Source organism: Pseudomonas sp. NBB (assembly GCF_032701105.1).
GTDB classification, from domain to species: domain Bacteria; phylum Pseudomonadota; class Gammaproteobacteria; order Pseudomonadales; family Pseudomonadaceae; genus Aquipseudomonas; species Aquipseudomonas asiatica.
Map to the genome: position 1 here is coordinate 3,718,867 of NZ_CP103994.1, position 12,650 is coordinate 3,731,516.

Annotated in this window: 17 protein-coding genes, 1 tRNA gene and 2 pseudogenes; 13 read left to right on the forward strand and 7 right to left on the reverse strand. The window is 60.4% G+C overall.

The window, feature by feature from the left end; all coding sequences use genetic code 11:
• Positions 1–52 precede the first annotated feature (52 nt).
• Positions 53–757: an SDR family oxidoreductase gene (locus tag NY023_RS17380; protein ID WP_013973202.1), complete on the forward strand. Its 705-nt coding sequence runs from the start codon at positions 53–55 to the stop codon at positions 755–757.
• 153 nt (positions 758–910) lie between these two features.
• Here the strand turns inward: NY023_RS17380 and NY023_RS17385 are convergent, their stop codons facing one another.
• Both NY023_RS17385 and NY023_RS17390 read right to left on the reverse strand, forming a co-directional pair.
• Positions 911–1,360 carry a carboxymuconolactone decarboxylase family protein gene (locus NY023_RS17385; protein WP_013973203.1) on the reverse strand — a complete coding sequence of 150 codons (450 nt, stop codon included), beginning with the start codon at positions 1,358–1,360 and terminating at the stop codon, positions 911–913.
• A 134-nt stretch (positions 1,361–1,494) separates the two neighbouring features.
• Positions 1,495–1,788, reverse strand: a pseudogene (locus NY023_RS17390) (DUF2514 family protein); the annotation flags it as partial.
• On the opposite strand from NY023_RS17390, the pseudogene NY023_RS17395 reads away from it, so the two are divergent.
• Positions 1,786–2,193: pseudogene (locus tag NY023_RS17395) on the forward strand (RNA-directed DNA polymerase); the annotation flags it as partial. The pseudogenes NY023_RS17390 and NY023_RS17395 sit on opposite strands and share 3 nt — an antisense overlap.
• Positions 2,194–2,291: 98 nt before the next feature.
• Here the strand turns inward: NY023_RS17395 and NY023_RS17400 are convergent.
• Positions 2,292–2,519: a hypothetical protein gene (locus NY023_RS17400; RefSeq protein ID WP_023662810.1), complete on the reverse strand. Its 228-nt coding sequence runs from the start codon at positions 2,517–2,519 to the stop codon at positions 2,292–2,294.
• 123 nt (positions 2,520–2,642) lie between these two features.
• Between NY023_RS17400 and NY023_RS17405 the strand changes: the two genes are divergently transcribed.
• The 4 genes from NY023_RS17405 to NY023_RS17420 all read left to right on the forward strand — a co-directional run bounded on the left by NY023_RS17405 (position 2,643) and on the right by NY023_RS17420 (position 5,237).
• Positions 2,643–2,972 (forward strand): hypothetical protein, encoded by a 330-nt coding sequence (locus NY023_RS17405; RefSeq protein ID WP_023662811.1) that lies wholly within the window; start codon positions 2,643–2,645, stop codon positions 2,970–2,972.
• A gap of 545 nt (positions 2,973–3,517) precedes the next feature.
• Positions 3,518–3,898: a hypothetical protein gene (locus NY023_RS17410; RefSeq protein ID WP_023662813.1), complete on the forward strand. Its 381-nt coding sequence runs from the start codon at positions 3,518–3,520 to the stop codon at positions 3,896–3,898.
• Positions 3,899–3,937: 39 nt separating this feature from the next.
• Positions 3,938–4,183, forward strand: coding sequence for a DUF4224 domain-containing protein (locus NY023_RS17415; RefSeq protein ID WP_003251051.1), 246 nt, complete (start codon positions 3,938–3,940; stop codon positions 4,181–4,183).
• 1 nt (position 4,184) lies between these two features.
• Complete coding sequence (locus tag NY023_RS17420; RefSeq protein WP_013973206.1) at positions 4,185–5,237, forward strand: tyrosine-type recombinase/integrase; 1,053 nt, start codon at positions 4,185–4,187, stop codon at positions 5,235–5,237.
• A 98-nt stretch (positions 5,238–5,335) separates the two neighbouring features.
• Here the strand turns inward: NY023_RS17420 and NY023_RS17425 are convergent.
• A tRNA-Cys gene (locus tag NY023_RS17425) sits at positions 5,336–5,409 on the reverse strand.
• A gap of 154 nt (positions 5,410–5,563) precedes the next feature.
• Positions 5,564–6,583, reverse strand: a complete 1,020-nt coding sequence (gene sohB, locus NY023_RS17430) for a protease SohB (protein WP_013973207.1) — start codon at positions 6,581–6,583, stop codon at positions 5,564–5,566.
• 197 nt (positions 6,584–6,780) lie between these two features.
• Between sohB and NY023_RS17435 the strand changes: the two genes are divergently transcribed.
• The 4 genes from NY023_RS17435 (at position 6,781) to NY023_RS17450 (ending at position 9,942) form a co-directional block, all read left to right on the forward strand.
• Positions 6,781–7,491, forward strand: coding sequence for a histidine phosphatase family protein (locus NY023_RS17435; protein ID WP_013973208.1), 711 nt, complete (start codon positions 6,781–6,783; stop codon positions 7,489–7,491).
• 56 nt (positions 7,492–7,547) lie between these two features.
• Positions 7,548–7,865, forward strand: a complete 318-nt coding sequence (locus NY023_RS17440; RefSeq protein WP_003257405.1) for an SCP2 sterol-binding domain-containing protein — start codon at positions 7,548–7,550, stop codon at positions 7,863–7,865.
• A 205-nt stretch (positions 7,866–8,070) separates the two neighbouring features.
• Entirely contained in the window at positions 8,071–9,138 is a 1,068-nt protein-coding gene (locus NY023_RS17445; protein ID WP_013973210.1) for a phosphotransferase family protein, read from the forward strand.
• Positions 9,139–9,174: 36 nt separating this feature from the next.
• On the forward strand, positions 9,175–9,942 hold the full coding sequence (locus NY023_RS17450; RefSeq protein WP_316927857.1) for an SDR family oxidoreductase: 768 nt from the start codon (positions 9,175–9,177) through the stop codon (positions 9,940–9,942).
• On the opposite strand, the gene NY023_RS17455 is transcribed toward NY023_RS17450, so the two are convergent.
• Together NY023_RS17455 and NY023_RS17460 are read right to left on the reverse strand one after the other, a co-directional pair.
• A complete protein-coding gene (locus tag NY023_RS17455) occupies positions 9,943–10,764 on the reverse strand; it encodes a class I SAM-dependent methyltransferase (protein ID WP_013973212.1) in 822 nt (273 codons plus the stop codon).
• A gap of 232 nt (positions 10,765–10,996) precedes the next feature.
• On the reverse strand, positions 10,997–11,347 hold the full coding sequence (locus tag NY023_RS17460) for a hypothetical protein (protein WP_016498900.1): 351 nt from the start codon (positions 11,345–11,347) through the stop codon (positions 10,997–10,999).
• 114 nt (positions 11,348–11,461) lie between these two features.
• On the opposite strand from NY023_RS17460, the gene NY023_RS17465 reads away from it, so the two are divergent.
• From NY023_RS17465 to NY023_RS17475, 3 genes are all read left to right on the forward strand, one after another.
• The gene (locus NY023_RS17465) at positions 11,462–11,752 is read left to right on the forward strand and encodes an RcnB family protein (protein WP_013973214.1); all 291 of its coding nucleotides are present in this window, start codon (positions 11,462–11,464) and stop codon (positions 11,750–11,752) included.
• Between the two features lie 129 nt (positions 11,753–11,881).
• A complete protein-coding gene (locus NY023_RS17470; protein ID WP_003257401.1) occupies positions 11,882–12,073 on the forward strand; it encodes a hypothetical protein in 192 nt (63 codons plus the stop codon).
• A 74-nt stretch (positions 12,074–12,147) separates the two neighbouring features.
• Positions 12,148–12,531 (forward strand): glycine zipper domain-containing protein, encoded by a 384-nt coding sequence (locus NY023_RS17475; RefSeq protein WP_013973215.1) that lies wholly within the window; start codon positions 12,148–12,150, stop codon positions 12,529–12,531.
• The last annotated feature ends 119 nt before the right edge of the window (positions 12,532–12,650 follow it).

Consider the following 12,650-nt stretch of genomic DNA (forward strand, 5'->3'; position numbering starts at 1 on the left):
GCTGCTAAGGTGAATGCACCTGAAAAATCAGCATTGAGAGATTGGAGGCAGCATGCCAGTAGAAAAAGTTGCGATTATCACGGCAGGTGGCAGCGGCATGGGCGCTGCGGCAGCACGACGCCTGGCCGCCGAAGGCTTCAAGGTTGGGATTCTCTCCTCTTCGGGCAAGGGCGAGGCGTTGGCTGCCGAACTCGGCGGTATTGGTGTAACCGGTAGCAACCAGTCGGTTGAAGACCTGCAACGCCTGGTCGACGCTGTCGTGGAGAAGTGGGGCCGTATCGATGTGCTGGTCAATAGCGCCGGCCATGGTCCACGCGCGCCAATCCTGGAAATCAGCGACGAGGATTGGCACAAGGGCATGGATACTTACCTGCTCAATGTCATTCGCCCGACTCGGCTGGTGACGCCTTACATGCAGCGTCAGAAGAGCGGAGTGATCATCAACATCTCCACTGCCTGGGCGTTCGAACCCAGCGAACTGTTTCCGACTTCTGCGGTATTCCGCTCGGGCCTTGCCGCGTTCACCAAGATCTTCGCCGACAATTTCGCCGGCGATAACGTGCGCATCAACAACGTCCTCCCTGGCTGGATCGACAGCTTGCCGAGCACCGAGCAACGCCGCGACAGCGTGCCGCTCAAGCGCTACGGCACCAGCGAAGAAATCGCTGCGACCATTGCGTTCCTTGCTAGCGAAGGCGCGGCCTACATCACTGGGCAGAACATCAGGGTCGATGGCGGCGTAACACGCAGCATTTGATCGTCCGTGGCCGCAGCACTGCTTCGCCCCAGTGCCCGCTATTCAGTGGATCGAGGCGATGCGGCTACAATTGACCCTGACTTCACACCCCGATAAGGCGGAAAACCGAGCTCCACCTTGGCGACTTCCTTCGCAGGGTTAGGCGGTTGACAGCTACCCCTTCGCGGCAGGCTTGAGTCTGAACGTAACCCCCATCCTGTTGAAAGCGTTCATTGCAGCAATCGTGGCAGTCAAATCCACCAAGTCTCGCTCGTTGAAGACCGCGGAGGCGGCAGCGTAGGCCTCGTCCGAAACATGGGTTTCTCCCACATTGGTCACCTCTTCTGCCCACTTCAATGCAGCGCGCTCTAGATCAGAGAATAAGTGTTCCGCCTCATGCCAAACCGCGACTAGCAGCACCTTGTCAACTGGCATGCGGCCTTTGATCAAGTCACGAGAGTGAAGATCGATGCAGAACGCGCAACCATTGATCTGTGATACCCGAAGGAAGACCAGATGTATCAACTCCGGAGGTAGATTCGTTCCGGTGGTTACATAGTGGTGTAAACCGGTCAGCGCTTTTGCTGCACCGGGAGACTTTTCAAACCAATTCATACGAGTCATACATACTCCATAAGCGCTTTCGTAAACACAGACGCATTTTATTGCGTACGCGGCTCGGCTCATGGGTCCAATCCGCTGTAATTTCTGGGTTCCAATAGGTGGCTAGGGCGCTTTTCTGCCTCCCTGCTTCCTTGCTATGGAGAGAACTTTCCAAAACCGTCGATCACCGCCTCACAAGCCAGGCCGGCTATTCGGCTTCTCTCAAGCGCTGCTGCGCAGCTGCCCGCCATTCGGTCAGACTCTTCAAGCAATCCCCCGAGCACCACGACGGCAGAGGTTCCTGCCTGGCGCTGCTGGGCAGCGATGGTATCGCAGGTGGCTCGGCGGCCGGCGCGCAGTCGGGCGATCTCATCGTACAGCCCGCCAGCAGCAGACTCAGCAGCAGTAGCGCGGCTGGTGACCTCTTCCAGTTTCTTGCGTGCATGCTCAAGGCCAAGCACTACATTCGCTATGTCGACGACTTCGTGCTGCTGCATGAGTCGCCGCAGCAGCTGAATGACTGGCTCCGACAGATCGAGGACTTCCTGCCCAGCCTGGGCGTCAGGTTAAACCCCTCGAAGACCATCCTGCAGCCAATTGACCGTGGCGTGGACTTCGTCGGCCATGTGATCAATCCATGGCGGCGCACCACTCGCAAGAAGTCAGTGGCGCAGGCCATGAAGCGAACGGCTGCAGTGCCAGCAGAGAACCTGCTCGAGACGGCCAACAGCTACTTCGGCCTGCTTGGTCAGGCCAGCCATAGCCTGAAGGATCGTGCAGCACTGGCCAATCTTGTGCTGCGGCGCGGGCATGTGGTCAACAGCGCATTGACCCAGACGTACCGTAAGCGATGACAGGAGCACATTTGTACTCCACTCCGCTGCAACCCCTCTCCCCTCTATTCACTGCCGCGATATCGCGGCGAGGAGAATTGTCGATAGCCATCGGCCAGTCAGTCGTCGTTATGGCTTTCTGAAACTGAATCTTTTCCTTCAGCGGCCCGTATATCGGCGAATTTGATCCACTCATCGAAGGCGATTCGGTGGGCTTTGCAGGTCTTTTCCCATTCGATCCCATTCATTCGCCCATAGGCGATCTGGTTCATCGTGGCAGCAATTTGAGCATCGAGCTCTCTGAGAAGCAGATAAGCCTGGTAATGGCTTTCCTTTGCGTTGGGCATATAGCTCACCTCACGGATGGATGACAGAGCTATCAGCTTCAACGGCTCATACGGTGGACTGCCGGTTCCCCAGTTAAATCCCATCACTTTCAAATAATTCCGATAAATCGGCAGGAGTATGTCATGCCTGAAGAAAAGCAACTGATCCAGCCGCTACAGGTGGAGCGCGATGAATACGGCTTCTGGACCCACCCGGCTTGGCCAGACGACGGCGACGAATGCGCACTTCCGTTCAGCTGGTTCGGTGACCAAGGCCTGGAGTACTGCGTGATCGAGATGGAAAACGACGGCCCGGAAGAACTGAATGCGGAATGGCTCGACGCCGGCGGCGACTATGACTGCACGCCCTGGCAGCCAAGCAAGCCGGTCGGTGATGGCTGGTTCACCTTCTCGATCCACGACACCGAAGACGGCCCTGTTTGCGTGTGGATCCGCCACAAGGTGGCGGCATGACCCGCCTCGCCCTCTGCCTCCTGCTGCTGGCCACCGGCGCCAGCGCAGCACCACAGCCCCAAGAGAACGTCATCGACGTACAGCACGAGCCCTGGCTACAGGCGTCGAATCGCTGCTGGCTGAGAACGAGGCGCTGCGCAAGAACGCCGACCGGTACCTGTGGTTACGCGAACATCACTGGCTCTGCGAGAAGGATGTGGACAGCAAGATGGCTGCCTGGGACGCGCCGAAGGAGGTGCAGCCATGATCCTGCCCCTGATGTACATGGCCTACCTGATCTACCGAGGCCCACGGTGAACAACCACCGGTACCAGCCATTCTCGGCGCGCGGCATGGGTAGCTGGCACACCTGCAGCATTTGCGGGACATCCAAACACAGCGGCTTCTACTGGCTAGCCGGCTACAAGAGCAAAACCGAGCCGCCCTGCATCGCCTGGAAGATCGATCCAGAGTGGAAGGCCCAAGCCATCCCCGCGCCAATCACCGAACCCTAATCACCCACCCACTACTCAAGCCCGCCGACATGCGCGGGCGAGGATCACCCCATGCCCGAAATAAAGTGCGAGCACGGCCACACCATGCGGATCGGAACTGACCAGTGGGTGGAAACCCTTACCCTTGACCAGTTGCGGTACGCCCGCGACCAGATGGCCCTGAAGATCCAGGCAGCTGAAGCCCAGCCGAAACGCTGCGTGTGGCGCATCTGCCGCGGCGCCCTGGTCGAGGAGAACTACCGCGAGGAGGACTTTGAGAAGGCGGCCGACCATCTGGTGCGGATATTCAAGGAGAGCTTTGTCGAGGAGGCAAAGGCTTTCGCCGAGCGTCACTACGGCACGCTGCGCTTTGAACGCGAGATCCCCCACATCTCTGTCGAGCTGGTCAGCCAGTTCGAATATGACAACGAGTGGTTCCCGGCCAAGGCCTGACCACCAACCTGCCGCCACCGGCGGCGTGGAGACCATCCCATGGAAACCGAGATCCTTTCGGACGAAGAGCTGGTGGCGATCACCGGCTACAAACCCCGGGCGTGGCAGCGCCGTTGGCTCACAGAAAAAGGCTGGCACTTTGTCGAGAGCCGCGGCGGCCGGCCACTGGTTGGCCGCCAGTACGCCCGACAGAAGCTGAGCGGCGTGGTGATCGACACCGTGCCTGTCGCTGCAGCCCCGCCCCCAGCACCGGCCTGGACCCCTGATTTCTCCCGAGTAAAGTGACATGCGACCCAGAAGTACCGAGAACCGCGACCTGCCGCCGGGCATGTACCGGCGAAAGCGCACCAGGAAAAATGGCAACACATGGGTCGGCTACTACTATCGCGACCAAACCGGCAAGGAAATCCCACTCGGTACCGACCTGGTGCAGGCCAAGCTGAAGTGGGCCGACTTTGAAGCCAAGGCCACTCCCGCCGAGCTGAAGACGATGAAGGGAATCTTCGACGAGTACGAGCGCAAGATCATCCCGGGCAAGGCCGCCAGGACCCAGAAGGACAACATCTACGAGCTCAAGCAGTTGCGCGCCGTATTCGACTCAGCGCCCATCGATGCGATCACGCCGGCCATGATTGCCCAGTACCGCGATTCGCGGTCGGCAAAGACCAGGGCAAACAGGGAAATCGCCCTGCTCTCCCATGTTTTCAACACGGCAAGGGAATGGGGGCTCACCACCAGGGATAACCCTTGCCTGGGTGTACGCAAGAACAAAGAGAAACCTCGCGACTATTACGCCAACGAAGCTGTGTGGAAGGCCGTGTATGAGGAAGCGTCGGAAGAATTGAAAGACGCTATGGACTTGGCATATCTCACAGGCCAGCGGCCAGCAGATGTGCTTTCAATGCGAAGGGACGATATTGAGGGGATTTATCTGCTGGTGAGCCAGGGCAAGACAGGGAAGCGTCTTCGGATCATGCTGCAGACGAATGGCGTGAACAACAGCCTGGGTACTCTGCTGGAGCGCATCATGCGCCGAAATAGTGAGCACCTTTCGCCGTTCTTCATCCTGAACAGCAACGGCAAGCGATTGTCGTGGGAGATGTTACGTAACCGCTGGCAGGACGCCAGGGAGACAGCGCGGGTGAAGGCAATAAGCAATAAGCAGCCCGAACTTGCAAACCGAATTGCTCAGTTCCAGTTCAGGGACATCCGACCCAAAGCCGCATCCGAAATCAACGATCTGACTGATGCAAGCTTGCTGCTGGGCCACTCGAAAGAGGGAATTACCGAGCGGGTCTATCGTCGCGTCGGCGCCATCGCGAAGCCTTCGAAAGGTTGAAGTTTCGGAACTCCACCCTAAAAGTTTCGGAACTCTTGGCCTTTTCAAACCCATAAAGAAAAACCCCGCAGACGTTAATCTGCGGGGCTTTCGAATGGTGGAGGCCGAGGTCGGAATCGAACCGGCGTAGACGGATTTGCAATCCGGAGCATAACCACTTTGCTACTCGGCCTCAAAGGTCGGATTTAGCAGCTTGCGCTTCGCTATCTCCTTGAAACGCTGAACCTTTTTCAAAGTTTGCTGCGTTTCGATGGGCGCCATTATGTCTTCATTCCTTTAACCTTGCAACCCCCTGAACGAAAAAAAATTTCAACGGGTTCAAGGTGTTAGCGCAGACGGCCGAGTTTACTCCACAAGCCCACCACTGTGTTCTCCACGGTGCCACTGGCAGCCATGCCGATTCGCTCCTGCAGGCTCTTGCGTTCGGCGTAATGCAGGTGGAACAGGTTGGCGTTGCGCGCGCGTTCGCTGAGGTACTCGTCGCTGGTCTGCAGCTCGTCCACCAGCTTGCGGTTGAGTGCCGCGACGCCCAACCAGACTTCGCCGGTGGCCACTTCGTCGATGTGCAGCTGCGGGCGATAGCGGGCAACGAAGTCCTTGAACAACTGGTGGGTGATGTCCAGGTCTTCCTGGAACTTCTCCCGGCCTTTCTCGGTATTCTCGCCGAACACGGTCAGGGTGCGCTTGTATTCACCGGCGGTCAGCACTTCGAAATCGATATCGTGCTTCTTCAGCAGGCGGTTGACGTTGGGCAGCTGCGCCACCACGCCAATGGAACCCAATACGGCGAACGGTGCGCTGACGATCTTCTCGCCAATGCAGGCCATCATGTACCCGCCACTGGCGGCTACCTTGTCGATGCACACGGTCAACGGGATGCCGGCCTGGCGAATGCGCGCTAGCTGCGATGCGGCCAGGCCATAGCTGTGCACCAGGCCACCACCGCTTTCAAGGCGTAGCACCACCTCGTCGCGCGGGGTGGCGAGGGTGAGCAGCGCGGTGATTTCGTTGCGCAGGCTTTCGGTGGCAGAAGCTTTGATGTCGCCATCGAAATCCAGCACGAAGACCCGGCCCTTTTCCTCGGCCTTGCTTTTTTTCTGCCGCTTTTCCGCCTTGGCCTGCTGCTTGCGCAAGGCCTTGAGCTGGGCCTTGTCGAGCAGGCCGGATTCCAGGCGCTCGCGCAGGTCCTTGTAGAACTCGTTCAGGCGGGTGACCTGCAATTGCCCACCCGATTTGCGCCGCCCCTTGCCGCGCAGCCCGGCGATGGCCGACAGCACTATCAGGATGGCGATGACCAGGGTGGCGGTTTTGGCGAGAAAGCTTGCGTATTCAGCAAGAAACTCCACGTTGACTCCTTAAAGACTTGCGCCACTACGGCGCGTAACTGTAGCAAGCATACCGTTGCGCCTGAGGTGCTGCCAGCCGTGGCAAACGCTGGCAACACCTTTCAAACAACCTTTTCAAACGCTTGTATGTTTTTTCGTTGACAGCCCGTGTGCCGCATCCTAACCTCGCAGCAACCTCCAACAGGCCGGAACCTTTCGTGGGCAACCTCTACCTGATCCGACATGGCCAAGCCTCCTTCGGCGCCGATGACTACGATGTCCTCTCGCCCGTGGGCGTGCGCCAGAGCCAGGCCCTGGGTGAGCACCTGGCCCAGCTCGGTGTAAGGCTGGACCGCTGCGTGGCAGGCGACCTGCGCCGCCAGCAGGATACCGCGCGCCTAGCCCTGGATGCATTGCACGCCAATGGCTGCCCGGTGCCGGCTGTTGAGACCGATACAGCATTCAATGAGTTCGATGCCGATGGTGTGATCCGCGCCTTGTTGCCCGGGCTGCTGCCTCAGGAGCCCGACGCCCTGCACATCCTGCGCAATGGCGCGCAGCACCGCAGCGAGTTTCAGCGCCTGTTCGCACTGATGGTGCAGCGCTGGCACGATGGCGAACATGCCGACGATGGCCTGGAGACCTGGCAGGCGTTCACCGCCCGCGTGCAAGGCGGCCTGCAGCGCGTACTGGATGCCGCCGGTAGCGGCGACAATATCGCCATCTTCACCTCGGGCGGTACCATTGCCGCCCTGCTCCACCTGGTTACCCGTATTACCCCCGGACAGGCGTTCGCGCTGAACTGGCAGATCATCAACACGTCGCTCAGCCAGCTGAAGTTCCGCGGCCGCGACGTGGCACTGGCTTCCTTCAACAGCCAGGCCCATGTGCAGCTGTTGAGGGCGCCGGAGCTTGTCACCTATCGATGAGCCCGGCTTGTTGTGTCCCTGCGGGGACGTGTAAATCACTCTATAAGGAATGCGCCATGACCTCCGTAGCTGATGCCGTTAAAAAGATGCAAGAGAAGTTCAACCCATCCGCTGCCGCCGGCCTGGACCTGGTGTTCGGCTTCAACATCACCGACGAAGACAAGCACTACGCGCTGATCGTCAAGGACGGCACCTGCGACCTGCAGGAAGGCGAAAACCCGGATGCCAACTGCACCCTGGTGATGGATAGCGAAACCCTGAAGGGTATCGTCAGCGGCGAAACCGACGGCATGCAGGCATTCATGGGCGGCAAGCTGCGCGTTGAAGGCGACATGATGCTGTCGATGAAGCTCAGCGAGCTGTTCCCGTCCTGAGGGCTGGAAATAGCGGATGATCGAAAAACCGAAGCCTGACCGGCTTCGGTTTTTTTTTGCCCGCCTGTTCGGGCCCTGTCGCTTCATCAAGGCAGTTGATCAGACAGCAACACCCTCACCTATATGGCATCTGGCACGCTTGTTCCATCCTAGGCAGACCATTAGATTAACCAATAGTCCTTGCGATCGAGAATAAGGAAAACGCATGACGCTCACCGACCAGTCCACCCAGGTACGCCCCGGCGAAGAACTCGACGCGGCTGTCATCGACCCTTACCTCAAGGCAAACATCCCCGGCCTGGATGGCCTGCCGAGCATCAGCCAGTTCCCTGGCGGCGCCTCCAACCTTACCTACCTGGTCAGCTACCCGGGCCGCGACTTCGTGCTGCGCCGTCCACCGTTCGGGCAGAAGGCCAAGTCGGCCCACGACATGGGCCGCGAGTTTCGCATTCTCAACCAGCTGAACAGCGGCTTCCCCTACTGCCCCAAGGCCTATGTGCACTGCACCGACAGCAGCCTGATCGGCGGAGAGTTCTATGTGATGGAGCGGGTCAAGGGCGTTATCCTGCGCTCGGACATCCCGGCCGAGCTGGGCCTCGACGCCAACCGCACCGAGGCCCTGTGCAAGAGCTTCATCGACCGCCTGGTGGAACTGCACCAGGTGGACTACAACGCCTGCGGCCTGGCCGACCTGGGCAAACCGGAGGGCTATGTACAGCGCCAGATCGAGGGCTGGACCAGCCGCTATGAAAAGGCCCTGACGCCCGACGCCCCTCGCTGGGAACAGGTGACTGCCTGGCTGCACGAGAAAATGCCCGCCGACCACCCGCGACCCGGCATCGTGCACAACGACTACCGTTTCGACAACGTGATCCTCGATGCCGACAACCCCATGCGCATCATCGGTGTGCTGGACTGGGAAATGGCCACCCTGGGCGACCCGCTGATGGACCTGGGCAACAGCCTGGCCTACTGGATCGAGGCCGACGACCCGGCCCCAGTGCAGCTGATGCGTCGCCAGCCGAGCAACGCGCCGGGCATGCTCACCCGCCGCCAGTTCGTCGATTACTACGCCGAGCGCGCCGGCATCCGCCTGGACAACTTCGATTACTACTATTGCTATGGCCTGTTCCGCCTGGCCGGCATTGTCCAGCAGATTTACTACCGCTATTACCACGGCCAGACCCAGGACAAGCGCTTTGCCCAGTTCATCCACATGAACCGCTTGCTGGAGCAGATGACCTTGCAGGTCATCGCCAAGTCCAGCCTCTGAGCCCCGACCTCGACGACGGATAACAAGGAAAACAGCATGTCCAAGACCCACCTGTTCGACCTCGACGGCAAGATTGCCTTCGTTTCCGGCGCCAGCCGTGGCATCGGCGAGGCCATCGCCCACCTGTTGGCCCAGCAAGGTGCCCATGTGATCGTGTCCAGCCGCAAGCTCGACGGTTGCCAGCAGGTGGCTGACGCCATCATCGCCGCCGGTGGCAAGGCCACGGCGGTGGCCTGCCACATCGGTGAACTGGAGCAGATCCAGCAGGTGTTTGCCGGCATCCGCGAACAATTCGGGCGGCTGGACATCCTGGTCAACAACGCCGCTACCAACCCGCAGTTCTGCAACGTACTGGATACCGACCCAGGGGCTTTCCAGAAGACCGTGGACGTGAACATCCGTGGCTACTTCTTCATGTCGGTCGAGGCCGGCAAGCTGATGCGCGAGCATGGTGGCGGCAGCATCATCAACGTGGCGTCTATCAACGGGGTTTCACCCGGCCTGTTCCAGGGCATCTATTCGGTGACCAAGGCGGCAGTCATCAACATGACCAAGGTCTTCGCCAAGGAGTGCGCGCAGTTCGGGATCCGCTGCAACGCCCTGCTACCGGGCCTGACCGACACCAAGTTCGCCTCGGCACTGGTGAGGAACGACGCCATCCTCAATGCCGCGCTGCAGCAGATCCCGCTCAAGCGCGTGGCCGACCCCAAGGAAATGGCCGGCGCAGTGTTGTACCTGGCCAGCGATGCCTCCAGCTACACCACCGGTACCGCACTCAATGTCGACGGTGGCTACCTGTCCTGATCAGGCTTTTACTGCAACCAGGGTGTAGCTCAGGGGCAGGCGTGCGGGCTGCTCGCGCAGGCGATATTCACCGTCGTCGCCCTTGACCATCTGCCCCGGCAGCGCCTCCCAGGGGATGCTCTGGTGCTCGACCAGGGCGGTCAGTTGCAGGCCGTGGGCCAGCAAGGCGCTGATCACCTCGCCCAAGCCGTGGTTCCACTCGTGGGTTTCGGTGTGGGAAAGGCGCTGCTCGGTTTCGACGTAGGTTTGGTCGTTGTGCCACACCGTCGGCTCTTCGTGTTCGAAGTACGGGTATTCGAGTTGCAGGCGGTCCTGGTGGTCTTCGTTGACTGCCATCAGCATCGGGTGCCCGTCGCGCAGGAACAACCGCCCACCCGGCTTCAGCAGGGCCGCGACAGTACGCGCCCACGGCTCGATGCGAGGCAGCCAGCAGAGCGCGCCGATGCCGGTGTAGACCAGGTCGAACGTGCCGGCCGGCAACACCTTGTCGGCGGCGTAGACGTCAGACTCGACATACGCGATGGGTGCCGCACAGCGCTGGGCCAACGCACGCGCTTCGGCCAGCGAAGCCACGGAATAGTCCAGGCCACAGACCTTGGCACCAAGGCGCGCCAGCGAGAGGGTATCGGTACCGATGTGGCACTGCAGGTGCACGGCGTTGAGCCCGTCGATATTGCCAAGCAATGGCAGGTCGAAGCGTACGGTTTCGGAAAGGTGTTCGGGATGCTGGACGAGCCGTTCGACTTCGTAGTCGTTGGAAGCAGCGTGCAGCGGGGCACGTTCATCCCAGCTGGCGCGGTTGAGTTGCAGTGAGCGGTCCATGGTGTCTTCCTTGATTCGTGGGGGCTCATGCTAGCCCCCACCAAGCTCCCTGCGACAGGACAGCCTTGCTAAAAATTGTAAAGCTGGTGCGGTCACTGTGGGAGCGGGCGTGCCCGCGAAGAAACAACGCGGTGGCTGGCACCGGCTACGCCGGTGTTCGCGGGCGCGCCCGCTCCCACCAGACCACACAGAGCCCCTGCCAAGTCAGCCAGCCATGTGCAGTCGCCAGCCGTTACAGGCAGGTCGCCGCCGCCGCCCGGCGCTGCAGGGCCACACCGTCGTTCTTCTGCGCGTAGTAATCCACCCGCGCCCCGCCCGCCTGCGGGTACACGTCCACGAACGCCTCGGCCTCACGGGTATACACGGTGAAGCCACCTTGCTTGCGTGGTTCCAGATAACCACTGGCGTCGTCGCCGAATACCTTCTCTTCCTGCCAGCTGAACTGGATGCACTGGGCCACCAGTTCCGGCGCCTTGTGCGAGTCGAGTTGCGCGGTCGGCTTGCCGCCGCGGGCCGTTTCCATGGTCGCAGAAGCACAACCGACCAGCATCAACGCCGCGGCCATCGGCAGAATCGCACGCATGTTCCATCCTCAGGATAAAAAAGAAGGCGACTCTAGCACTGGCAAGCATCGCGAGTGAATTGTCGCGCTCAGGTGGCTGTCGCAGATAAGGCATTCCTTCACAAGGAGATAACCATGAAACTGCACCACCTGCTGTTCGCCGTCCTTGCCAGCCTGCCCCTGGCTGCCACCGCAGCCCCCTCCAGCGAAGAAAGCGTCACCGCACCAGAAACCCACAACCGCGAGCTCAAGGTCGGCGACAAGGCACCCGACCAGTACAAACGCGATGACCAGGCTATCAAGGACTGGAAAGCCAAGGGCCTGCCAGCACCGGAAAAGGAAAGCCACTGGGTAAACATGGGTGGGCGCTACGTGCTGGTGCAGATCACCAACGGTGTGGTGCTGGCGATCCAGTCAGCCCGCTGATTCAACACTCTTCACTCCCGCCGCTCTCGCTGGCACGACAATTTTTTGCCTGCCAGCGAAACCAAATGGATCCTTTCCAGTCTCAGGAGGTGTGCCGTAAACCTTTGCGGATCAAGGACCTATATCGTGATGACCCGTCTTGCAAGCCTTTCGCTGATTGCTGTTGTCCTGCTGACTGCCGGGTGCCATAGCCATCGCTACCATGACGACGACGATGGCTGGCGTGACCGTGACCGTGACCATCGCCACCACCATCGGCATGACCGCGACGACGATGATGACGACTATCGTCGATATCGTGGTGACCGCTACTACCGCTGAAACGTCTTTTTCAACCCTGGCCCGCCGCCCATTGCGCGGCACCTTAACCTGATGATTCCTTTGAGGTTCGTATCATGCGTCTGACTCTGCCTTCCCTTGCCCTCGGCCTGCTGCTGTGCCAGGGCGCTTTCGCCGGTGACGGTACCGCCGCCATTGGCGGTGGCCTGGGTGGTGTTCTGGGTAACGTTGTCGGTCAACAGATCGGCGGCAAAACGGGGGCGGCCATCGGCGCCGGCCTCGGCGGCGCAGCCGGCAGTGCGGTAGGTGCACGCAAGGGCAACCGTACCGAAGCCGCCATTGGCGGTGGCCTGGGCTCGGCGGGCGGTTCGCTGCTGGGCGGCGCGGTGGGCGGCAAGACCGGCTCCACCGTGGGTGCCGGCCTGGGTGGTGCGGCCGGTGGTGCCATCGGCAACCACCTGGGCGACAACAACGGCAAGCACCACCGTCACCGTCACTGATTCCAGTGACAAAGGGGCCGCAATGCGGCCCCTTTTGTTTTGCAAACCCTGCAGTACATCAATACCCCCTTCAGCACAATCCGGCACACTGGCTGCTACTGTCTATCGTGCCCCCGTGT

Excerpts from the sequence above, each read along its gene's own strand:
- NY023_RS17380 (WP_013973202.1), top strand. The coding sequence starts at position 53 with ATGCCAGTAGAAAAAGTTGCGATTATCACGGCAGGTGGCAGCGGCATG.
- NY023_RS17385 (WP_013973203.1), bottom strand. The coding sequence starts at position 1,360 with ATGACTCGTATGAATTGGTTTGAAAAGTCTCCCGGTGCAGCAAAAGCG.
- NY023_RS17400 (WP_023662810.1), bottom strand. The coding sequence starts at position 2,519 with ATGCCCAACGCAAAGGAAAGCCATTACCAGGCTTATCTGCTTCTCAGA.
- NY023_RS17405 (WP_023662811.1), top strand. The coding sequence starts at position 2,643 with ATGCCTGAAGAAAAGCAACTGATCCAGCCGCTACAGGTGGAGCGCGAT.
- NY023_RS17410 (WP_023662813.1), top strand. The coding sequence starts at position 3,518 with ATGCCCGAAATAAAGTGCGAGCACGGCCACACCATGCGGATCGGAACT.
- NY023_RS17415 (WP_003251051.1), top strand. The coding sequence starts at position 3,938 with ATGGAAACCGAGATCCTTTCGGACGAAGAGCTGGTGGCGATCACCGGC.
- NY023_RS17420 (WP_013973206.1), top strand. The coding sequence starts at position 4,185 with ATGCGACCCAGAAGTACCGAGAACCGCGACCTGCCGCCGGGCATGTAC.
- NY023_RS17440 (WP_003257405.1), top strand. The coding sequence starts at position 7,548 with ATGACCTCCGTAGCTGATGCCGTTAAAAAGATGCAAGAGAAGTTCAAC.
- NY023_RS17445 (WP_013973210.1), top strand. The coding sequence starts at position 8,071 with ATGACGCTCACCGACCAGTCCACCCAGGTACGCCCCGGCGAAGAACTC.
- NY023_RS17450 (WP_316927857.1), top strand. The coding sequence starts at position 9,175 with ATGTCCAAGACCCACCTGTTCGACCTCGACGGCAAGATTGCCTTCGTT.
- NY023_RS17455 (WP_013973212.1), bottom strand. The coding sequence starts at position 10,764 with ATGGACCGCTCACTGCAACTCAACCGCGCCAGCTGGGATGAACGTGCC.
- NY023_RS17460 (WP_016498900.1), bottom strand. The coding sequence starts at position 11,347 with ATGCGTGCGATTCTGCCGATGGCCGCGGCGTTGATGCTGGTCGGTTGT.
- NY023_RS17465 (WP_013973214.1), top strand. The coding sequence starts at position 11,462 with ATGAAACTGCACCACCTGCTGTTCGCCGTCCTTGCCAGCCTGCCCCTG.
- NY023_RS17470 (WP_003257401.1), top strand. The coding sequence starts at position 11,882 with ATGACCCGTCTTGCAAGCCTTTCGCTGATTGCTGTTGTCCTGCTGACT.
- NY023_RS17475 (WP_013973215.1), top strand. The coding sequence starts at position 12,148 with ATGCGTCTGACTCTGCCTTCCCTTGCCCTCGGCCTGCTGCTGTGCCAG.